This window comes from Sphaerospermopsis sp. FACHB-1194 (assembly GCF_014696235.1).
Lineage (GTDB): Bacteria > Cyanobacteriota > Cyanobacteriia > Cyanobacteriales > Nostocaceae > Sphaerospermopsis > Sphaerospermopsis kisseleviana.
On sequence record NZ_JACJPU010000044.1, the window covers coordinates 19,356 to 41,617 of the forward strand.

Here is a 22,262-nt window from a genome sequence, read left to right on the forward strand (position 1 = left end):
TTTGGATTTTAGATTTTAGATTTTGGATTGATAACCGTAGACAAGGCCACCAGAACATTAACCAAAACCACAACTTAGAAAATGGAAAGCTTTTACCACTGTCATCGGTCACCAGTCACCAGTCACCAGTCACCTATAAACTGGGAATCCTTGCCAAAATTCCCTTTTTCAAAGGTTCAGGACGTTCTGACCAAGGTAAAACACCATTAGGATGATTGTAATATTTACTTGCACATTCCAACACTGCTTCCGCGCAACCATCAACTGGCAAATCACCGAATAAATAAGTTAACTTACCTTGACCGGCAAAAGCGACTACACAAGAACGACTACAAGCACTCATACAATCAACTTCTTTGATAGGGAACTCATCCCGTAAATGCCAATTTTGCGCGACTTGTTGAATTTCTTGTAATAGTTTTTGACCACCACTTTCACCGACACGCTTACCATCTTGCCAAACACTAGCGCAGGTTTTACACACAAATAAAGTATGAGCAGTTACATCAGCAGTCATTCTTATCCTCGCAGATTCACACAATTTCTAATTATATTGCAATTAGTGGTAAGCTGTTGTGCATTTAATTTGCATAAGTTTAACAGGCAAGATGCCTGTTCCACAAGAGCTAAGAATATTAGGATTATAGAATTTAGCTGCGTAACAGCTTAGCTTCAACAATTGACAATGAACAATGGATAATAGAAAGTTACCTCTTCCTCAAAAGAGAGGTTTTAACCCAAATTAATTGTCAATTATCAATTATCAATTGTCAATTATCAATTGTCCATTGTTCACCTATTTTTAAATCTGCAAAACACGAGCCAAAGCTTCAGGAAGTGGCAGTACAATTAACAATAATAAAGCTATTGCTAGTAAACCTAAAACATCACGTTTGTTGTCTAATTCTGTCACATCATTTAATGCGGGTTCGTCAACCAAGGGAATAAATAGTAACAGAATTGCCCACAACAAAAATTCTTGACGGATAAAAGAAAGAATTAGTAAAAACAACCGAGAAATTTGACCAATTACAACTGCGGTACGTTGTCCAAACATAGCATGAACAATATGACCACCATCTAATTGTCCTACGGGCATTAAATTTAATGCTGTGACAATTAAACCTAAAAATCCAGCAACTGCTACAGGATGCAAATCTAAAGCAGATTTGGTTGTTAATTCACTACCCAAGGCTATTTTTGAAAGTAAAGCTAATAAAATTGAATATTTGGGATTTAAAGCATTGGGATTTAAAAGTCCTGTTTTTTCGCTGATGGGTACTACTTCTGAATTAGCTAAACCCCAAAGCAGTAAAGGTAAAGTAGCAACAAAACCGGCAATTGGTCCTGCGATACTCACATCAAATAAAGCTTTGCGGTTAGGAATTGGACTTCGCATTTGAATAAATGCACCAAAAGTTCCCAAGAAAAAAGGTACAGGAATAAAATAAGGCAGAGTTGAGCGAATTTTATGAAATCGCGCTGTAAAATAGTGACCAAGTTCGTGGATACCCAAAATAGTGATTAATCCTAAAGCATAGGGTAAACCATTGACAATGAGAGAAAAGTCAGTTTTGATTTGTGTTGGTTCAACTCCAGCAATTTGCGAACCTATGAAGGTGGTTGTAACTAAAGTCATTAACAACAATCCTAGTGCTGTTACTGCTTGAGTAAAATTTTCTAAATTGCGGTTTTTTGTATTTTGTCTAGCAGCTTGAGTATTGGGAACTAGAACAAAGAAGGGTTTACCATCCATCCCTTCTTGGAAGATTAACAGAAAGCGATCGCCAAATTGGCCTTCGATATTTGTTTTAATTTGCTGATAAGCTTGCTGCGGTGCAGTTCGCAACTGTCCACGACAAATCACTGCTTGGGGTCTATACTCAATATTTTGAATGTAGTATACAGACCAAGGGAAACAATTTCGCAGATTAGTTTCTTCTGTTGGTTCAATAGGACGCACTGGTAACGGTTCTGCGGTAGGATCATTTGCTGGTTGTGTTCCTGTTGCTTGGGGGTCAGTCCGGGTATTTTCTGGGACTCGATGCCCCGACAGAAATAATATCCAGTATAACAGCAAACTGATAAGCAACGGCCAAATAATCAATTCTGGTGGGGGTGATTGTTGTGTACCATAGATCAGCGTCCAACCAGTGAGGATAATTGCTGGTGTCATTAATACTAGCCACAACAACCACACTGGGGTGCGGGTGATATGAGCAACGCTGCGTTGCACTATCAGATAAGTAGCTAGTCCCAGTAAAAGTAAAAACCAAAATGCCATTTTATTTCAGGAGTTCAAGGATTTCAAGGATTTCAAGGATTTCAAGGAATTCAAGGAGTTCAAGGAGGCAGGAGTTCTAGGAGTCGTAGGGGCGAAGCATTCGGCCAATCAATTATCAATTTTTATGGAAAGCTATTTTCCGAATGCTTCGCCCGTACAGGAGGCAGGAGGTAGAATGTTTGATAAACCTGTAGATTGTTAAATATAGAACTTAGGTAAAAACTCTATTTATTCGGTTATTGATCGCTGTTTTATCGGTTATTTTATTTATGTTTTCCTCAACTCAACAACCAAGTCATAAAATTAAGCCCCCACAAATTATACTTTCTGGACAAATGCCCCAAGGAGAAATTCTCTCTTCTTCGATGGCAACAGGTTCAGTATCTCCCGACTTGGGTATAAACAAAATTCTTGCCTTTCCACCAAATCGGGACACATTGGGGGGAACTTCTTATCTTATTGTAAGAAATGAAGGTAATATTCTCATTGACTGCCCAGCCCTGGAGCAAATTAACCATGATTTTGGGGATGATTTTGGGCAAGACTTGGGTGGGAATCCGCTTAAACACGGTGGTGTGCGTTCGTTGTTTATTACTCATCGTGGTGCTATTGCCAAAGTAGCAGAAATTCAACAAGCTCTTAATTGTGAGATTATCATTCAAGAACAAGAAGCTTATTTGTTACCTGGTTTAACTGTTACTACCTTTTCTCAAGAATTGACTCTTGATGACACCACACAAATTATCTGGACACCTGGCCATTCTCCAGGCTCTTCATGTCTATATTATCGTGAATTTGGAGGAGTTTTATTTTCAGGACGGCATTTAATCTCTAACTTGCAAGGTGAACCTGTGCCATTACGTACACCTAAAACTTTTCATTGGCCTAGACAACTTAAAAGTGTTCAAGCATTGCGCGATCGCTTTTCACCAGAAACTCTACAATACATTTGCCCCGGCGCTAATATTGGCTTCCTCCGTGGCAAACGCATCATTGACCAAGCTTATCAGAGATTAGGGAATGGGGACTGGTAATTGGGAAAGAAGGGAACAGGGAACAGGGAACAGGGAACAGAGTTTTTGACTTTTGACTTTTGAATTGATTCTCCCCAGTCACCAGTCCCCAGTCCCCAGTCCCCAGTCCCCAGTCCCCAGTCCCCAATCCCCAATCACCAATCCCCAATCACCAATCACCCACTACTAGCAAATCTTTGCTCAACAGTTCCATAGCAGCTTGATATTGTCTATCTTCTGCTGTGCCAATTTGCTCCCCTGAGATTGGTTCTTGGGGAATTACTATGTCCGGCTTAATACCTAATTTGTTAATATCTCGGTGGTTTGGTGTTTCATATTTAGCAATTGTTACTGCTAAACCAGAACCATCGGATAATTCAAATAACGACTGAATCAGTCCTTTGCCAAAAGTAGTTTCACCTACTAACTGGGCGCGTCCATTGTCTTGTAAAGCACCAGCTAAAATTTCACTCGCGCTTGCAGTTCCTTGATTGACCAAAATAACTAAAGGAGCTTCTGTCAAAGCCTGACCATAAGCTTCAAAATCCCCTTGAATGCCTTGGCGATTGACAGTATAAACTATTGTGCCTTCATCTAACCACTGACGAGCAACTTCAATTCCCGCTTGTAATAGTCCCCCCGGATTATTTCGCAAATCTAGAATATAGGCTGCTGCGCTTTTTTGTTTTAGAATATGAATAGCGTGTGCTAATTCCATTGGTGCATTAGCATTAAATTGAGTGAGGCGGATATAGCCAATGGGTGTTCCTTGGGGGGATAAACGCACATCAGCTACTACAGGATTCAGTTCAATGCGATCGCGCACCAGTATAATTTCTTTATCCGCTTCTCCCTCTCTACCAATTAAGAGAGTAACAACAGTACCAGCCTGTCCGCGCATCCGCGCCGCAGCTTCATCCAGAGTCAGATTTGCTGTGGATGTTCCTTCAATCTGCAAAATGCGATCGCGTGGTCTTAAACCTGCTTTTTCTGCCGGCGACCCCTCTATAGGTGTAATTACCTCTAAAATACCTGTCTGGGGATTGAGGGCAATTTGTAAACCCACACCTGTCAATTCTCCAGAAGTATTCACCTGTAAACTGCGGTACTGCTCTGGGTCTAGAAACCTGGTAAAAGGGTCATCCAGGCTTTTAAGCATATTCTGAATTACTTTGTATGCTTCTTGGTCATTTCCCAGCGGACTCTTAAAAGCTTTTTGTCGTACCTCTGTCCAATTTTGATGATTAAATGTTTCATCCAAATAAGATCGGTTGACAATTCGCCAAACTTCAGAAACTAACTTTTGCTGTTGAGTTAAAGCATTTGCTGGTGGAATTGAGCCAAAAGTCAAGCCAAAAGCCAATCCAAAAGCTAAAAGCAAGGAAAATCCGCACCGAAAAACCTGTTTATTCATGAAGCCCATCTTACCTTGTATCTTTACCCAAATCACGTATCAATCTCCATTTGGGACGTTGCTGATGAAATATATCTCTAAATTATGTTACTTTTTTTATAGAAGAGGTGCATTTTCTCATCAAGTTGTTAAGCAACTCTGGAGAGGCAAATCCACCTCAAAAACGATAAAATCTCTTTGTAACCAACATTTTTCACGTTGGCTTGCCAAGGGATCGCAATATATTCCATATTTACAGAATGTTAAGTTTCTGAAAAACTTAATAATTCTGTAACAAAGATTCTCTTTGCGAACATCCCAAACAAAATTAATCTTGGGATATTTATCAACCACAAGCAATTTGTAGGAACTTGAGATTGTATGGCCAGCGTTTATGATTGGTTTGAAGAACGTTTAGAACTTCAAGCTATTGCTGAAGATGTAACCAGCAAGTACGTACCTCCCCACGTTAATATCTTTTACTGCTTGGGTGGAATTACCCTAGTTTGCTTCCTGATTCAGTTTGCCACTGGGTTTGCGATGACATTCTACTACAAGCCCACAGTCGCAGAAGCATTTTCTTCAGTGCAGTACATCATGAATGAAGTCAACTTTGGTTGGCTAATTCGCTCCATTCACCGCTGGTCAGCCAGCATGATGGTATTAATGATGATTCTCCACGTTTTCCGCGTTTATTTGACTGGTGGTTTCAAAAAACCCCGCGAATTAACTTGGGTAAGTGGTGTCATCCTGGCAGTAATCACAGTTTCCTTTGGTGTAACTGGTTACTCCTTACCTTGGGACCAAGTTGGTTACTGGGCGGTGAAAATCGTTAGTGGTGTACCAGAAGCAATCCCCGTAGTTGGTGTTTTGATTTCTGACTTACTACGTGGTGGTTCTAGCGTCGGTCAAGCAACATTAACCCGCTACTATAGCGCCCACACATTCGTATTACCTTGGTTAATTGCGGTATTCATGCTTTTCCACTTCTTAATGATCCGCAAACAAGGTATTTCTGGACCATTGTAATCAAAAGTTAGTCAGTAGTGATTCAGTGAATAGGTAAAACAGTTTCCAGATGCAAGTTGTTTGTTTTAAACTGAAGGCACATAGCCTCAGAATAAAAACAAGCACTATTTGCTGAAACCGTAAGCTGTAAACACAATGAACACTTGCTTCAACTGGCAAAGCTGAATCCAGTGTCATAATAAATTTGTGGCTTGCCTAAATAGCTAATAGCTTACACGAATGCTTTAACTTCACTTAAGCAGGAGACCAGATCTAAAAATGTCCACACATAAACCACCAAATCTAAACGATCCAGCTTTAAGAGCTAAACTCGCCAAAGGTATGGGTCATAACTACTATGGTGAACCAGCTTGGCCTAACGACCTGCTCTATGTATTCCCCATCGTAATCATGGGTTCATTCGCTTGTATTGTGGCTCTAGCTATACTAGATCCAGCAATGGTGGGTGAACCAGCAAATCCTTTTGCTACACCTTTGGAAATTTTGCCAGAGTGGTATCTGTTCCCAGTGTTCCAGATTCTTCGCTCACTACCTAACAAACTGTTGGGAGTATTGGCAATGGCTTCCGTACCCTTGGGATTGATCCTCGTTCCCTTTATTGAGAGCGTTAACAAGTTCCAAAACCCCTTCCGTCGTCCAGTAGCGACAACAGTATTCTTGTTTGGTACTTTTGTCACCATCTGGTTAGGTATTGGTGCTGCATTACCCTTAGACAAATCTCTGACTTTGGGACTGTTCTAAATTAGTTGCCACTAATTTTTAGTTTCCATAAAGTGCTGTGACACCTGTGAGTTTCAAGAGCATATACCGAAGTTATGAGTCTAAAGACTGTCCGCAAGGAATATACAGCCCATTAGCTACTCATACTTCTAGTGAATATGCTTTTGAAAACTCACAGGTGTCAATTTTCATAGGTCTATTTTGAAGATCGGATTTTTAGTTTTGGGTGTAAAATATAAAAATATAGCAGTTGCCAGAGTAACTAGGAATATTTTAAATTCTGGGATCTTGGTTCAAACAAGATTTTGAAACAGCTAACTGCTAATTGCCATAAAAGCTATTCCAAAATCTAAAGCCACCAAAAAACAAACACAAGTTACGTTTTTTACTTACTTAATATTCTAGTCACGGTCAATGCTTACTACAGTGCAGCAAGACCATCTGACGGTGAAGAGCGATCTGAAGCTCCAAAACCAAGTGCAACAATGGTTTGAAAACTTTTCTCTACAATATTTAGCTCAAAGAGGTTGGTCAGAAAGCCAACTCTATCGTCTCAATTTAGCATTAGCAGAAGGCTTTACTAATGCAGTTCGTCATGCTCATCGGACTTTACCGCCAGAAACAAATATAGAAATTGAATTGAGTCTGTGGGTAGACAGACTGGAAATAAGAATTTGGGATTACGGCAAGCCTTTTAATCCTGATCAGATACCTGAACCAAAACCAGGTACTTTACAAGATCATGGATATGGATGGTTTCTAATTCGGCGTGTGGCAGATCATGTTGTTTATAAACGTGATTCTGATAACAGAAATTGTTTGTTGATTGTTAAATACCTTATAGAAGCACAACATTAATTTAAGAAAAAAGCCCCATTCCGTTAATAAATTTTTTTATGAATAACGGCACGCTACGCGTTAGCCAAGCTTTATCTGTTTTCGATACAGCAAACCCTATTTAGGGGTTGCTGAGAAAGTCTTTCCGTGAGGGCATAGGAGTCAGGAGTCAGGAGGAGATTTGAAAATTTCTTTGCCATCTCTTGAAATCCCAAAAAATGCACACTTTTTCCGGTATACCCTTCAAAACCCTTGCACTAATTTCTGTGTTTATCAGCCTCTAACCTTTGATATATCAAGGTTTTAGGTTTATTCAGCAACCCCTATTTAAGCCAAGTCAAAAAGTAAAATTTCCGCGTTCTGATTTGTACTCAGTTCTATTTTCTGCTCTCCAGTAATTTGCACTCCATCACCTGCTTGGAGTTGTTTTCCATTAAAGATTGCTTCACCTGTAGCTATTTGCAACCAAGCATAACGATAGAGTTGAACATAATAATTAATCACATCACCTTTTTCTAAGATAGAGGCATATAAATCAATATCTTGATGAATAGTGATAGATCCATCACGACCATCTTGAGAACCAATTAACCTTAGTTTTCCCTTTTTATCTTCTACAGAAAAAGCTTTTTGTTCATATCTTGGTTTTAAACGTTGTTGATCCGGCAAAATCCATATTTGCAGCAGGTGTAATTCTTCAGTTTGGGAATGATTAAATTCACTGTGCATGATTCCTGTACCAGCACTCATAATTTGAGCATCACCTGGACGAATCACCGAACCTGTACCCAAACTATCTTTATGTTCTACTGCACCTGATAAAACATAGGTGAGAATTTCCATATCTCGATGTCCATGAGTTGGAAAACCAGCACCAGCAGCAATACTGTCATCATTAATGACTCTGAGGGAACGGAATCCCATGCGGTCGGGATCATAAAAATGACTAAAGGAAAATGTATGATAACTATCCAACCAATCAATTTTACTATGACCCCGTAAATTGGATTTATGAATCATGTAGTTAATGGTATTTTGAGACATAATTTCACCTCTTAAAATAGGAGTCAGGAGTCAGGAGATCAAGGATAATTTAACCCAGTCCCCAGTCCCCAGTCCCCAGCGATGCACTGAGCTTGTCGAAGTGTCCCCAGTCCCCTATATTTGCTGATACCTTGCTTGTAAATCCTGAATAGAAAAGAGCGCATCAAACTGTAAACCAGCAGATTTATATAATTCTGCGCCTCCTTGAAGTCTGTCGATCAAAGAAATTACCCTATCAACGGTATAACCTGCTGCTTGTAAACGTTCAACTGCTTTCAGTGCAGATTGGCCAGTTGTCACTACATCTTCCAGGACTACAACTTTTGCACCCGTGGGTAAAGTAGGACCTTCAATGTAAGCCATTGTGCCATGCCCCTTAGCTTCTTTGCGAATAATTAACGCTGGTATGGGGCGATTTTCATAGACAGAAACCACACTGACAGCGGAAACAATAGGGTCAGCACCCAGAGTTAAACCTGCGACAGCCTGTGTATCTACTGGTAGAATATGTAATATCAACCTACCTATAGCTAAAGCTCCTTGGGGGTGGAGTGTAACCTGTTTACCATTAATATAGTAAGAACTACGTTGTCCAGAGGAAAGAACAAAATCACCTTCTTGATAAGCAAGTTGGCAAAATAAATTTAGTAACTTCTGACGCAGGGTGGTTAAATCAGTAGTGGTTGCCCAAATATCCGATGGGTTGGATGTTTCAGTAGAATACGACATTACAAACCGTTAAAAGTTGTGCTACACCAAAGGTTGAACTAATGAAAGTTCTGAAATTAAGCATAAATTAAGAGTTGCCCAAGTTTGCCTAAAAATTGAGGAGTTGTAAACTTGAGTATAAATTTGCCTGGATTGGGTGGGTTGATGGTACTACTTGCTACTACTACATTTCCTGTAGTTGCAGTTGCTGAGATGCAAACAGAAAATTATGAATCAACCAGCAATGCTTTCGATAGAGCTTATTTTCGCAATCATCCTAATTTTTATGACAATGGCAGTTTACAGCGTCAGGTAGATTCTTTATTAGGTCCTGGGGGTAAGTTCGGAACTACTTTTCCTGATAATGAAATAGCTAAAGATGGTCAGTTAGTTAACATTGTGTATCATGATGTTATCATGCAGCAAGCACAGAATGATCCTTATCTTCGTACCCCTGATTTACCCAATCCTTACAATTCTTCGCTGTTGATGTCTCCTGAGTACAATGCTAATAGACTCAGGGTTGGTACTGAATATCGCTTTGATAGTTTAACTTCTCGTTAATTATTAGGGAACAGGGAATAGGGAACAGGGAATAGGGAATAGACAAAAATTAATATTATCCTCCTGTCCCCAGTCACCTATCACCAGTCACCTATCACCAGTCACCTATCACCAGTCACCTATCACCTATTTCACTTTTCCCCAACTCGTAAACCCAGAATAATTAAATCTCTTTCTACGCCGGCTAAATCAGCTATTTTGGGTAAATATCCCCAGTTTTGAAAACCCAATTTAGCAAATAGTTTTAAACTAGGTTGATTGTGAGCAAAAATAAAACTAACTAAAGTTTTTAACCCCAAACTTGGACTTTCATTAATTGCTTTTTCTAAAAGTAACTTTCCTAAACCACGTTTTTGAAAGTTTGGGGAAATGTAAATACTAATTTCGGCGGTGGAATGGTAAGCTGGTCTACCATAAAAGGATTGAAAACTCAGCCATCCGGCAATCATCCCATCTATTTCTACTACCCACAGGGGACGTTGTGAAGGTACTCTTCCCTGAAACCAGGCAATGCGACTTTCTACGGTTACGGGTTCTAAATCGGCTGTTGCCATGCGTGTGGGAACAGCAGCGTTATAAATGGCTACAATTTCTGGTAAGTCTGTTTCTGTGGCATGGCGAATAATCATTGCGGCTTTTTGGGCAAAATTCAAATTATCGGTACAATCTTCACAAATCATACACTGTCACCGCAAAATTTATGAGCATTTTTAATCAAGATTTATTGTTTCATCATTAGATAGTTTAGTTCACTAGAAACTTACGTTGTGAATTAGTATTAATTTACAGTCATGAGAGACTTTTAAAACATCCTCTTAGGTTTATTGTAGTAATGTTAAAAAGCAAGAGGTTGAATAAGTGAAATTTTAATGAACTTTTAAAATCTGATTTTGTACAATTCAAATAATTCTCCTAATTGCTTTTTAACTATTTTCGCACCTGCATTTTTAATTGTTTTTTCCCAATCGGATGCAGTTTCTAAAAACACTTCTGCACCTAAATAGGTTTCTAAAACTGCCCAATCTTCCGCTAATGGTTGTTCTGAGTTAAGAATATCAAATACAAAATATCCACCTGGTTTTAATACTCTTTTGACTTCTGATAAAACAGATTGCCAATATTCTAGGGGAAAATAACAACTAAATCCTGTAGCTATAACTAAATCAAATTGTGCTGCATCATAGTTTAATTGGTGTGCTGGACCTAATTCAACACCTTTGAATAGTTTTGAATTTAGTTGTGAACCACGAGAATTTAGTGTATCTCTGGCTATATTACTAATTTCTTGACCATAAAAATATGTTTGCCAATTTCTCCAAGGATAGATTAAAAAGCTGACTCCGCAACCAATGTCTAAACAACGTTGGTTTTTTTGCGGTTGGGCAATTTCCCAAAATGGGGAAGCAATTTTATAAGCTAAAATGCCATTTTTCCATTCTTTATAGATTGGCATTTCTTCTACTTCTGCGGGTACTTCAAAGGGTTCTTTTTGATATTCTTTATTGAAACGATAGGCGATTTGTGCTATTCTCTCTTGCCATTTATCCAAGGAATAGTTTTTATTTTTAAATGAATTTATCGGTTGATTTTTAGACATTATTTAATTTGGTAATGGGTAATGGGTAATGGATAATAATGATATTAAACTCTAGCTAATGATGGTGCAGCAGCTAGTAAAGTTTTTGTGTAGGGATGTTGGGGATGAGCAAAAATTTCTTTTGTATTTCCTAGTTCTACAATTTTACCACCATTCATAACGGCTATGCGATCGCACAAAAAACGAGCTAACCATAAATCATGGGTAATAAATAAATAGGTTAACTCAAATTCGTCTTTTAATTGTAGCATTAAATCTAAAACTTGTGATTGTACACTGGCATCTAACATACTCACTGGTTCATCACATATTACTAATTTAGGACGAGTAATTAAAGCCCGTGCTATGGCTACCCTTTGTTGTTGTCCTCCCGATAAATCTGAGGGATAACGTTGATAATACATTTCTGCTGGTGTTAATCCCACTTTTTCCAACATCCATAAAACCTTTTCTTTGGCTTTTTCAGCATTAGCTAAGTTGTGAATTAATAGGGGATCTGCTATACTTTGTCCCACTGTCATGGCAGGATTTAAACAAGCATGAGGATCTTGAAATACCATTTGGATTTGTCTGCGGGAAGCGCGAATTTCTTTACGGGATAATTTAGTTAAATCCTGTCCTAAAAATTCCACTTTTCCCCCAGTGGGAGGAATTAATTGTAAAATAGTCCGAGAAAGTGTACTTTTCCCACAACCAGATTCTCCCACTAATCCTAATATTTCCCCTGGATATAATTCTAAATTAATACCATCTACAGCTTTAATTTGTTGTCCTTCACCTTTAAATATTCTTTCAATAAAATTCGGTTCTATGGTATAATGTTTTTGCAGTTCTGTAAGTTTTAAAATTGGTTTTTCTTTAATTACTGTTCCCTGTTCCCTGCGATGCACTGAGCTTGTCGAAGTGTTCCCTGTTACCTCTTCTTGTTGAATATGTAATGCTGCTTTTAATAAAGATTGGGTGTATTCATGTTGAGGATTTTTAAAGACATTTTCTGTTTTCCCTGTTTCTACCATTTTACCTTGATACATGACCCCAATGCGATCGCAATATTCCCCTACCATTGCTAAATCATGGGAAATTAATAATAATCCCATATTGTCTTCTGCACATAACCGCGTTAGTTCTTGTAAAATCTGAGCAGAAACGGTAACATCTAAGCTAGTCGTGGGTTCATCAGCAACAATTAATTTAGGATTCAACAGTAAGGCTAACGCAATAGCAACTCTTTGACGCATCCCTCCGCTAAACTCATGGGGGTACTGACTCCAACGACTTGCAGGAATTTTCACCTTTTCTAAAGTTGCTAAAGCTTTTTCTTTCGCTTGTTGTTTAGTTAATTCTGGTGAATGCGCTGCCAAGGTCTCTAAACAATGATTACCAATAGTCATTAAAGGATCTAATCTTGTCATGGGATCTTGAAACACCAAAGCTACTGCTTCACCGCGAAACTTTTGCATTTGCACAGGTGTTAAATCTAATACGGAATCATCACGAAAAATTATCTTACCTTCAACTCGACTAGAGGCAGGTAACAAACGCATAATTGCCCTGCCAATAGTAGATTTACCACAACCCGACTCACCCACCAAGCCCATTTTTTCCCCTGGTTGAAGTGCAAAAGATACATCATTAACCGCCCAGATTGGTGCTTCTTCGTCAAATTGGGGATAAGCTACGCGGAGATTTTCAATACTAAATAAGGTTTCACTCATGGTTAATTATAGTTAATTATCGTCTATTTATTGTCTACTGATCCAACGTCTTGTATCTGACTAGAATTTTGCTCAGTTCCACAATGATAACAATAAGGTAACTTTTTGTAAGTTAAATTATGGCAATTGTGACACTCTATATATTGATAATAACCGCAATGAGGACAATGGGCATTATTGGATTTAAGAGTTTTTCCACAATTGATACATTGTGATTTTTGAACTCTCTTAGCAGCTTGAACTTTGCTATTAAATACTACTCCTTGAAAGAACTTGATAATTCCAAAACCTATGAGAGGAATTAGCAAGATATAAACATAACTAATTAAGAATAGTAACCCACCCAATAGTTTGTTAACAACACTTAATAAGAATTGAAAGACTACACCAACTTGCAGAAATTCTAAGACTTTGAGAACAAGAGGAATCAAAAATATTACCAGTAAGTGCCAGCTAATTAATCCAATAAGTCCATATCCTCGACTTTGACTTATTCTATAGACTAATAAAGCAATAATAATTAAAGGTAGTAGAAAGATAGATTGAAATGTAAGCTGGATACTAGGATACCAAAACGAGGCTCTTTCATAACCTTGTTTAACTGCCGTGAATTTATTCTCATCTTTGATAAAAGATAGAAAATTAAGACTTTCTGGTTTAGTAAGAAGTTGGTTTTTAAGATTATTAATTTCTTGTTTAATTTGTCCAATTTGTTGTTGATTTTTATCTAAGTCTTGTTTAGCTTTTTCAGCACTGACTTGATTGATAGATTTTTCAGATGACTGTCCCGCAATTTTTTCCAACAGCGTTGAATCATATTGATTGCGAATATTTATATTCGCTTGTTCTAATTGATTAATTTTCTCCTGGCGTAGATTTATATTTGTAATATTTTTTTGATTTAGGTTATTATTCAGTCTGTCTTTTAACTCGGCATAATTTATACATATTTCTGAAACTTTCCCTAAATGTCCAATTTCTTGCTGTTGATATTCTGCTTGAAACTGCGGTTGATTATTGTTCAATGGTACTGAGCTTATGATCATGTCATAATCTTTATTTTTATCACTTTGCTTTTGATAATTCTCCCATTCTGAATAACACGGATAGGCTTGGTAGGGGCTTAGATGCCATCTACTAATATCCTCTAAACCTGTAAAAACATTGATTAAAATGAAAATATCTACTATAATGATTACAATCAAACTCACTTTATTTAGTGGTTCGTTGTTGATTGTTCTGGAGTTGTTAAAAAATTGAGCTAAAATGTTACGTATTTTAGTAAACATACAGAATATTTTATACCAAAATGAGTGTGTTTGTCATGTAGTTGCAACCAACCTACCATGAAAACTATTGCCTTGATAGCAGATTCATATTAGTTAATATTCTCCCTTCTCATCTGGGTGTAAAATAGTCTCACAGAATCGAATTAAAATATTAATGCGCTCTGTAATTGTTTTTAATCGTGCCTGTATTGTAGTAGACTGTCTTGCGCCTTGTAAAAAAATTACATCTACTTCTAATAAACGAAGTTGCTTGCTAATTTCCGTTTGATAAGACTGCTGGCGGTAGTTTAAATCAGTGAAGGGAGCGATTTCTTGTAAAAAAAAATGCTGTAAATCGGCTAGATGCGATCGCAAGGTAGGAATATCTAATAGAGTTTTGTTAACATTGGAGCGTAATTCCTCCAGTAATGTTGTCAATTCCTGATATTTTTGCAGATTTAAAGACATTTGGTGCTAGTTGAGATAGTATAAACTACAAGAAAATTTATTTCTAGAATAAACCTTTTTCCCAACTCATTCCTAAGAATAGCCTTAAAACCATCTGTGAGACTTGGTTGATTCTTATGGATAGTCAGGCTGATCAGTCATGAGATCATCAGGTAATCAGAAAATCATTCTGACAAAATTTTTCCCACCCGTCTGTAGGGCAGCATCATCAATAGAAGATGCTGTCATTTTCATCTATATCTCACCGATCCACGAAAAACTTATCATTTCTCTTGTATGAGCAGCTTACTTGTTGATTCCTCCGTTGATGTTAGTCTCCCGGAATGGCTTAAAAAATGTTTACGAGAAACATTAGCGAAAAGCAACACGGGAGAAGATGACCGAACGCACAATGATGCCACTTTGATTTGTAATGCCTTTAAATTTGCCTATCAACTGCATCAAGGACAGTATCGTAAATCTGGAGAAGGGTATATTGCCCATCCTGTAGCCGTAGCTGATTTACTACGAGACTTAGGTGGTAGTGCTGCTATGATAGCAGCTGGATTTCTTCATGATGTAGTTGAAGATACAGAAGTTACAATTGAACAAATAGAAGAAAATTTTGGGGCAGAAGTGCGCCAACTGGTAGAAGGTGTCACCAAGCTTTCTAAAATTAATTTCACCAGTAAAACCGAAAGTCAAGCGGAAAACTTCCGGCGAATGTTTTTGGCAATGGCGCAGGATATTCGGGTAATTGTGGTGAAATTGGCGGATCGTTTGCATAATATGCGAACATTGCAATATATGTCAGAAGCCAGCCGTCGCCGCAGCGCCCAGGAAACACGAGATATCTTTGCACCTTTAGCCAATCGTTTGGGGATTTGGCATATTAAATGGGAATTAGAGGATTTAGCCTTTAAATATTTAGAACCTGATGCTTACCGAGAAATTCAACAGCACGTTGCGGAAAAAAGGACAGCACGGGAAGAAAAATTGACTAAAGCTAAGGAAGTGTTGCGGGAGAGAATGCAACAAGCGGGTATTAAATGTTTGGAGGTTAGCGGTCGCCCCAAACATCTGTATAGCATTTATCAAAAAATGCAGCGACAGCAAAAAGAATTTCATGAAATTTATGATTTGGCTGCACTGAGAATCATTGTCCAAACAAATGAAGAATGTTATCGGGCTTTGGCGGTGGTTCATGATGCTTTTCGTCCTATTCCCGGCAGATTTAAAGATTACATTGGTTTACCTAAACCTAACCGTTACCAATCCTTGCATACAGGGGTGATAGGTTTGACTGGTCGCCCGTTGGAAGTGCAAATTCGCACAATGGAAATGCACCATGTTGCGGAGTATGGGATTGCTGCCCATTGGAAGTATAAAGAAACAGGTGGTTCTACCAGTCAGGTAACAGGAGCAGATGAAAAATTTACTTGGTTGCGGCAACTATTGGAATGGCAGAGTGATTTAAAAGACGCGCAAGAATATTTAGATAGTATCAAAGATAATTTATTTGAAGATGATGTTTATGTTTTCACTCCAAAGGGGGATGTGGTACCTCTAAGTCCGGGATCTACAAGTATAGATTTTGCTTATCGAATTCATACAGAGGTCGGAAACCATTGTGCAGGGGCGCGGGTAAATGGGCGCATTGTGCCGTTATCCACCCGATTACAAAATGGGGATATTGTTGATATTATTACGCAAAAAAATAGCCATCCGAGTTTGGATTGGTTGAATTTTGTCAGGACTTCGGCGGCGAAATATCGGATTAAACAATGGTATAAGCGATCGCGCAGGGAAGAAAATCTAGCGCGGGGAAGGGATTTATTAGAGAAGGAACTAGGGAAAACAGGTTTTGATCACTTGTTGAAATCAGACGCAATGCAAACTGTGGCAGAAAAGTGCAATTATCACAGTGTGGAAGATTTACTGGCAGGTTTAGGTTACGGGGAAATTACCTTAAACTTAGTGTTAAACCGCTGGCGAGAAGTGGTAAAAGCACAACAACCTGTAGCTGATGTGATTCCATTTATCCCCAAAGAATCAACATCAAAAACTACACGGGAAACCTCACCCAGTACATCCCGTGCTAGTGATTCACCGATTATTGGCGTAGAAGGATTGGTTTATCATATAGCTGGATGTTGTACGCCGATTCCTGGTGAAGCTATTATTGGGGTGGTAACGCGGGGACGGGGTATATCCATTCATCGCCAAGGATGTCATAATGTGGACAATGTGGAATGTGAGCGCCTAGTACCCGTAAGATGGAATACAGCAATAGAACATCATGGCCGTCCTCACACTTACCCCATAGAGATTCAAATTGAAACTTTGGATCGAGTGGGAATCTTAAAAGATATTTTATCGCGGTTGAGTGATCAAGGCATCAATGTGCGTCATGCTAATGTGAAAACAGCTTTGGGACAACCAGCATTGATGGATTTGGGTATTGAGATCCGCGATCGCAATCAATTAGAACATCTGTTTGTGCAGATTAGAAAAATGAGTGATATTCTTAACATTCGCAGAGTTGGTCAAATGGAAGAGTCAAAGTAATTGAAAATTGACAATTGAAAATTGATAATTGTTTCATTCAAGGTTTAAAACCTCCCCTTTCCAGGGGAAAAATCAAAAATCCGCTTTTTCAATCCTCTCCCTTCAAGGGAGAGGTAATTGTCAATTGTTCATTGTTAATTGTCAATTATTGAAATTTCCTCAACTTTCAGCTTTGATCTTCCAACCTGGTTTAACTACCTGACGACTCCGGGCAATGACTAAAGCTTCATTTTCCACATCTTCTGTCACCGTTGAACCTGCGGCAATATAAACATCATTACCGATGGTAATAGGTGCGACTAAAACACTATTAGAACCGGTTTTGGTGCGATCGCCTATTCTGGTTCTATGTTTTTTCACTCCATCATAATTAGCGGTAATTGTTCCTGCACCAATATTTACCTGAGTTCCCGCAGTTGTATCACCCAAATAAGAAAGGTGTGCAACATTAGAACCATCTCCTAATTGAGTATTTTTCAACTCTACAAAATTACCAATTCTGCAATTTTCACCCACTTCCGCATGGCCACGCAAATGAGCATAAGGACCAATACGAGTTCCTGCGTCCACAAAACTATCTTTGACTACAGAATATTGCACAGTGACATTTTCACCCAACTGGCTATTTTCAATTAAACTTCCAGGTCCTATGCGACTACCAGATTTAATCAATGTTTTACCCCGTAAATGAGTTTGAGGTTCAATAATCACATCTGGCTGTAATTCTACAGTTTCATCAATTGTCACACTAGCAGGATCAATAATCGTCACACCTGCCAAAAGCCATTTTTCCTGAATACGTCTTTGCAAAATCTCGTAAGCTGTGGCTAATTGCAATCTATCATTAATTCCCAGAATTTCTTGGTCATCTTCCACATCTACAGCCATCACCTTACCTACTTGGGTAACAGCATCAGTGAGATAATATTCTTTTTGGGCATTATTATTTTGTAAATGTGGTAAAAATTTTGCTAAATCAGACCAGCGGAAACAGTAAATACCAGCATTAACACGGTGATTTTTTCTTTGTTCAGGAGTGCAATCTTTATCTTCAACTATTTCCTGCACAATGCCGTTTTCATCACAAAAAACTCTTCCGTAACCTTGGGGATTTGATAAATGTGCTGTGAGAATAGTACAGGAATTTTGATTTTCTTGATGAATTTGTAATAAGTTTTTCAGAGTTTTAGTTTGCAACAAAGGCACATCACCATTTAAAATTAACAAATCCCCAGTGTAACCTTCTAAATGAGGAAGTAATTGTTGAATAGCGTGTCCTGTGCCTAATTGTACAGTTTGTTCCACAAATTCCAATTCAGAATTTCCACCTAAAGCAGTTTTTACTTCTTTAGATTGATACCCAACAATTACTAACCTGCGTTCAGGTGCAAGGGGTTCTAGACTATCAATAACTCTCTCGACTAGAGATTTTCCACCCAAAGAATGTAAAACTTTAGGTAGATGAGATTTCATTCTTGTGCCTTTTCCAGCGGCGAGAATTGCTACAACAACCATAATTAATTATCAGTAAATGACAATAAATGCTTTTTTGACTGGGAGATTCAAGGCTAAATCATATCAGTTAATTATCTAGAGTTGACAAAGTCTTTCTGTGTGGGTGAGCAGTCAGGAGTCAGGAGTCAGGAGTAGCTCCTTCAAATTCATAATTTCTAAGGTACAACCACAACTTGGTTACGCCCAGCAGCTTTAGCAAGGCAAAGAACAGCATCAGCAGTTTGAATTAATGCTGTACCACTAGCACTATGTTGGGGAAAACCAGTAACTCCCAAATATACTGTGATCTCCTGACTCCTTGATAGCGACTTGTACTGAGCCTGTCGAAGTAAGCGTGGCGTTAGCCATACTCCTTAATATTCACAAAAGGACTTTTTCAGCAAACCCTAATTAGGTGCATTTCTAAGATTGGTAAGAATACCTTATAATCTTCATAAGTTCTATCGTTGGTAATAGGGATATTCTGAGTTTTTACTTTTTTCCCCTGTTCATCAACTACATAGATTGTTAATAATTAAGGTCATTTGAGCGTTACTAAAACATTACCTACTGTTAATATTTCTCTTTTTCTACAACTATGTCTTTTTGTCTTGGGATGCCAATAACCTTTGGTTTGATTTATTGCTGTTTCATGAGCCACTTCTGATTGAGAAAGCTTATGCAATAACATTGCAATACATTGATCCGCTAACACTAATGCCGCTTCTCTTATTTTTTCTTCTCTTTCTTTTACAGTTCGTCCATCCCACTCTTCGATTTTTGTCAAATCTAAAAGTTTCTTCACATTTTCTTGAAATTATGATATGGAATCTGTTAAACTTAGATTTGCATATATAGCATTTACCAATTACCAATTACCAATTACCAATTACCAATTACCAATTACCAATTACCAATTACCAAAAAAATATGAAATTACAACAAAGAGAGATAACATTAAAAAAAATAAATCCACAACAGCAAAACCAAACTGAGCCACATTTAGGTTTGGTTTGTATCACTATTGATAAACAAGTGCGTTTTCGGACTATTACCCGGACCCGTTATTTAAAACTTTCTCCTCAACAAAGAGAAGATACCCTAAAAGAACTTTATCAAAATAATTTGCGCTGCTTGGATGGGGCGTTAACTTTCTGTCAAAAGCAAAATATTCGCCTTTATCGCATGACTTCGGCTTTATTTCCGATGAGTGATATGGAAGATAAAATTGGTGGAAATATATTAGAAGAAATGAGGGAAGATTTATCTAAAATTGGACAAAGGGCAGAAAATTTAAACATCAGAATGGTTTTACATCCTGATCAGTTTGTAGTCTTGAGTTCTGATTCTGATGAAGTCATAGAAAATAGTATCAAAATTTTAACAAACCACGCCTACACTTTAGATTTACTTGGTTTACCTCAGTCACCTTGGGCGTTAATGAATATTCATGGTGGTAAATCTCAACGTGGGGAAAAATTGGTAAAAGTAATTTCTGAACTACCACCAGGTATTAAAAACCGCTTAACTTTAGAAAATGATGAATATGCTTATAATGCTCAGGAGATTTTAGAGGTATGTCAACAAGCTGGTATACCGATGGTTTTTGATGCACATCACCATATTTGCTATGAAAAGTTAGATTCTTATGATCATCCTAGTGTAGAATCTATGGTTTTAGGGGCGCGAGAAACTTGGGAAAATCCAGATTGGCAGTTAGTACATATTTCTAATGGGGAAACAGGTTTTAATGATAGAAAACACAGTGATTTAATTACAGCCATGCCTCAAGCTTACCACCAAGTACCCTGGATAGAAGTAGAAGCCAAACACAAAGAAAAAGCGATCGCCCATTTGCGGGATTGGTGGTTAATGCAGAATAATTAACGTTATATTAACTTTACTTAATTAGTTGATCAATAATAAATTGAGAAATGGCGATCGCGATTGATTTTGGTACTAGCAACACAGTTATTACTCGCTGGAATCCCGTTACCCAGCAACCGGAAACTTTGACTTTACCGGGTTTATCCCTGCAACAAAGTCTTAATCCCCCACTGATTCCCAGTTTAGTATATGTAGAAGCAGCGAGTGAAAGTAAAGTTTTAGTTGGACAGCAAGTGCGCGATCGCGGTTTGGATCTCAAAGATGATAACCGATTTTTCCGTAGTTTTAAACGCGGTATTGGCGCAGATATTCAGGGTTTTTTACCAGAACTAGATGGAGAAATCGTCACCTTTGAAAAAATAGGTAAATGGTTTTTAACCAGGGTAATCGAAGAATTAACACTAATAGAAGGTGGTTTAGATTCTTTGGTTTTAACAGTACCTGTAGACAGTTTTGAAGCTTATCGTCACTGGTTAGGCAAAGTTTTTCAAGCACTTCCAGTAGAACAAGTTAGGATGTTAGATGAACCTACTGCCGCAGCTTTAGGTTATGGTTTAACAGCACAAGAAAATTTGTTAGTAATTGATTTTGGTGGTGGAACATTAGATTTATCTTTGGTACGTTTAGATCAACAGGCACAAACTAATACTAAACCAGTAGGATTTTTATTAAAGTGGGGTAATAAATCTTTAGCGGAAGATTCCAAACAAAAGGTAAAAACAGCCCGTGTATTAGCAAAAGCGGGGCAAAATTTAGGTGGTACAGATATTGATAATTGGATAGTTGATTATTTTGTCAAAACTAAAGGGTTGCCAGTTAATTCTATAATTACTCGGTTAGCAGAACGGGTAAAAATTCAATTATCTACCCAAAATAAAGCCAGTGAAGTTTATTTTAATGATGAAACTTTTGAAAGTTATGAATTGGATCTTGACCGTCAAACTTTAGAGAATATTCTCAAAGATCATGGATTTTTTGATAAGTTACATGATACCATGATGACCTTGTTACAACAAGCCCGTCGTCAAGGTATAGAACTAGATGATATTAATGCAGTTTTGTTAGTGGGTGGAACTGTACAATTACCAGTAGTAAATACATGGGTACAGCAATATTTTGAACCAGAAAAAATCCGTTATCAAAAACCTTTTGAAGCGATCGCTCAAGGTGCATTACAAATTACCCAAGGTTTAGAAATCAAGGACTTTTTGTATCATAGCTATGGAGTGCGGTACTGGGATAGACGCAACCAACGTCACAGTTGGCAACCAATAATTAAAGCCGGACAAGCTTATCCCATGAGTCAACCAGTAGAATTAGTTTTAGGTGCTTCTAGGGAAAATCAGCCGAGTATTGAGTTAATTTTAGGAGAATTAGGAGCAGAAACCGGAGGTACAGAAGTTTATTTTGATGGCGATCGCTTAGTAACTCGCAAACTTGAGTCTGTGACAACTACAGTTAAACCGCTGAATGATACAGAAGAAGCCAGAAAAATTGCTAAACTTACACCCCCTGGTTTTCCGGGGAGCGATCGCATTAAAGTCATGTTTCAAGTTGATGAACAACGATTTTTAAGAATTACCGTTGAGGACTTATTAACAAATAATACCCTGGTAGAAAATCAACTTGTGGCACAATTGAGTTAAGGAGGCAGGAGTCGTAGGGGCGAAGCATTCGGGCGACCAATTATCAAT

At 38.1% G+C, this 22,262-nt stretch carries 19 protein-coding genes and 1 pseudogene; 8 read left to right on the plus strand and 12 right to left on the minus strand.

Annotated elements, in window-relative coordinates; genetic code table 11:
- Window positions 1-133 precede the first annotated feature (133 nt).
- Both H6F45_RS20735 and H6F45_RS20740 read right to left on the minus strand, forming a co-directional pair.
- Window positions 134-517, minus strand: coding sequence for a DUF1636 domain-containing protein (locus H6F45_RS20735; protein ID WP_137666725.1), 384 nt, complete (start codon window positions 515-517; stop codon window positions 134-136).
- Window positions 518-802: 285 nt separating this feature from the next.
- On the minus strand, window positions 803-2,284 hold the full coding sequence (locus H6F45_RS20740; RefSeq protein ID WP_190348271.1) for a site-2 protease family protein: 1,482 nt from the start codon (window positions 2,282-2,284) through the stop codon (window positions 803-805).
- Window positions 2,285-2,553: 269 nt separating this feature from the next.
- Here H6F45_RS20740 and H6F45_RS20745 point away from each other — a divergent pair, with 269 nt between their 5' ends.
- Entirely contained in the window at window positions 2,554-3,318 is a 765-nt protein-coding gene (locus H6F45_RS20745; protein ID WP_137666723.1) for an MBL fold metallo-hydrolase, read from the plus strand.
- A 148-nt stretch (window positions 3,319-3,466) separates the two neighbouring features.
- On the opposite strand, the gene ctpA is transcribed toward H6F45_RS20745, so the two are convergent.
- Window positions 3,467-4,720, minus strand: a complete 1,254-nt coding sequence (gene ctpA / locus H6F45_RS20750; RefSeq protein ID WP_137666743.1) for a carboxyl-terminal processing protease CtpA — start codon at window positions 4,718-4,720, stop codon at window positions 3,467-3,469.
- 351 nt (window positions 4,721-5,071) lie between these two features.
- Here ctpA and petB point away from each other — a divergent pair, with 351 nt between their 5' ends.
- The 3 genes from petB to H6F45_RS20765 all read left to right on the plus strand — a co-directional run bounded on the left by petB (window position 5,072) and on the right by H6F45_RS20765 (window position 7,297).
- Window positions 5,072-5,719 carry a cytochrome b6 gene (petB, locus tag H6F45_RS20755; RefSeq protein WP_096568852.1) on the plus strand — a complete coding sequence of 216 codons (648 nt, stop codon included), beginning with the start codon at window positions 5,072-5,074 and terminating at the stop codon, window positions 5,717-5,719.
- Window positions 5,720-5,977: 258 nt separating this feature from the next.
- Window positions 5,978-6,460: a cytochrome b6-f complex subunit IV gene (gene petD / locus H6F45_RS20760; protein ID WP_096568849.1), complete on the plus strand. Its 483-nt coding sequence runs from the start codon at window positions 5,978-5,980 to the stop codon at window positions 6,458-6,460.
- Window positions 6,461-6,853: 393 nt separating this feature from the next.
- Entirely contained in the window at window positions 6,854-7,297 is a 444-nt protein-coding gene (locus H6F45_RS20765; RefSeq protein ID WP_096568846.1) for an anti-sigma regulatory factor, read from the plus strand.
- Between the two features lie 306 nt (window positions 7,298-7,603).
- Here the strand turns inward: H6F45_RS20765 and H6F45_RS20770 are convergent, their stop codons facing one another.
- Complete coding sequence (locus H6F45_RS20770; protein WP_277877007.1) at window positions 7,604-8,320, minus strand: pirin family protein; 717 nt, start codon at window positions 8,318-8,320, stop codon at window positions 7,604-7,606.
- A gap of 114 nt (window positions 8,321-8,434) precedes the next feature.
- Window positions 8,435-9,049 carry an orotate phosphoribosyltransferase gene (gene pyrE, locus H6F45_RS20775; RefSeq protein WP_096568840.1) on the minus strand — a complete coding sequence of 205 codons (615 nt, stop codon included), beginning with the start codon at window positions 9,047-9,049 and terminating at the stop codon, window positions 8,435-8,437.
- 144 nt (window positions 9,050-9,193) lie between these two features.
- Between pyrE and H6F45_RS20780 the strand changes: the two genes are divergently transcribed.
- Window positions 9,194-9,592: a hypothetical protein gene (locus tag H6F45_RS20780; RefSeq protein ID WP_096568837.1), complete on the plus strand. Its 399-nt coding sequence runs from the start codon at window positions 9,194-9,196 to the stop codon at window positions 9,590-9,592.
- A 131-nt stretch (window positions 9,593-9,723) separates the two neighbouring features.
- Here the strand turns inward: H6F45_RS20780 and H6F45_RS20785 are convergent, their stop codons facing one another.
- The 5 genes from H6F45_RS20785 to patD all read right to left on the minus strand — a co-directional run bounded on the left by H6F45_RS20785 (window position 9,724) and on the right by patD (window position 14,640).
- Window positions 9,724-10,221, minus strand: a complete 498-nt coding sequence (locus H6F45_RS20785; RefSeq protein WP_096572713.1) for a GNAT family N-acetyltransferase — start codon at window positions 10,219-10,221, stop codon at window positions 9,724-9,726.
- Window positions 10,222-10,469: 248 nt separating this feature from the next.
- The gene (locus tag H6F45_RS20790) at window positions 10,470-11,189 is read right to left on the minus strand and encodes a class I SAM-dependent methyltransferase (protein ID WP_137667699.1); all 720 of its coding nucleotides are present in this window, start codon (window positions 11,187-11,189) and stop codon (window positions 10,470-10,472) included.
- 44 nt (window positions 11,190-11,233) lie between these two features.
- A complete protein-coding gene (locus tag H6F45_RS20795) occupies window positions 11,234-12,904 on the minus strand; it encodes an ABC transporter ATP-binding protein (RefSeq protein ID WP_190348272.1) in 1,671 nt (556 codons plus the stop codon).
- A gap of 23 nt (window positions 12,905-12,927) precedes the next feature.
- Window positions 12,928-14,193 carry a hypothetical protein gene (locus H6F45_RS20800; RefSeq protein ID WP_190348273.1) on the minus strand — a complete coding sequence of 422 codons (1,266 nt, stop codon included), beginning with the start codon at window positions 14,191-14,193 and terminating at the stop codon, window positions 12,928-12,930.
- A gap of 93 nt (window positions 14,194-14,286) precedes the next feature.
- Window positions 14,287-14,640 carry a heterocyst frequency control protein PatD gene (gene patD / locus H6F45_RS20805; protein WP_137667702.1) on the minus strand — a complete coding sequence of 118 codons (354 nt, stop codon included), beginning with the start codon at window positions 14,638-14,640 and terminating at the stop codon, window positions 14,287-14,289.
- A gap of 276 nt (window positions 14,641-14,916) precedes the next feature.
- Between patD and H6F45_RS20810 the strand changes: the two genes are divergently transcribed.
- Window positions 14,917-17,187 (plus strand): bifunctional (p)ppGpp synthetase/guanosine-3',5'-bis(diphosphate) 3'-pyrophosphohydrolase, encoded by a 2,271-nt coding sequence (locus tag H6F45_RS20810; protein ID WP_190348274.1) that lies wholly within the window; start codon window positions 14,917-14,919, stop codon window positions 17,185-17,187.
- 159 nt (window positions 17,188-17,346) lie between these two features.
- On the opposite strand, the gene glmU is transcribed toward H6F45_RS20810, so the two are convergent.
- Both glmU and H6F45_RS26715 read right to left on the minus strand, forming a co-directional pair.
- Window positions 17,347-18,702 carry a bifunctional UDP-N-acetylglucosamine diphosphorylase/glucosamine-1-phosphate N-acetyltransferase GlmU gene (glmU, locus tag H6F45_RS20815; protein ID WP_190348275.1) on the minus strand — a complete coding sequence of 452 codons (1,356 nt, stop codon included), beginning with the start codon at window positions 18,700-18,702 and terminating at the stop codon, window positions 17,347-17,349.
- Between the two features lie 388 nt (window positions 18,703-19,090).
- Window positions 19,091-19,549: pseudogene (locus H6F45_RS26715) on the minus strand (hypothetical protein); the annotation flags it as partial.
- 62 nt (window positions 19,550-19,611) lie between these two features.
- On the opposite strand from H6F45_RS26715, the gene uvsE reads away from it, so the two are divergent.
- Both uvsE and H6F45_RS20830 read left to right on the plus strand, forming a co-directional pair.
- Window positions 19,612-20,568 carry a UV DNA damage repair endonuclease UvsE gene (gene uvsE, locus H6F45_RS20825; protein ID WP_190348276.1) on the plus strand — a complete coding sequence of 319 codons (957 nt, stop codon included), beginning with the start codon at window positions 19,612-19,614 and terminating at the stop codon, window positions 20,566-20,568.
- Between the two features lie 47 nt (window positions 20,569-20,615).
- The gene (locus tag H6F45_RS20830) at window positions 20,616-22,214 is read left to right on the plus strand and encodes an Hsp70 family protein (RefSeq protein ID WP_137667708.1); all 1,599 of its coding nucleotides are present in this window, start codon (window positions 20,616-20,618) and stop codon (window positions 22,212-22,214) included.
- Window positions 22,215-22,262: the final 48 nt, after the last annotated feature.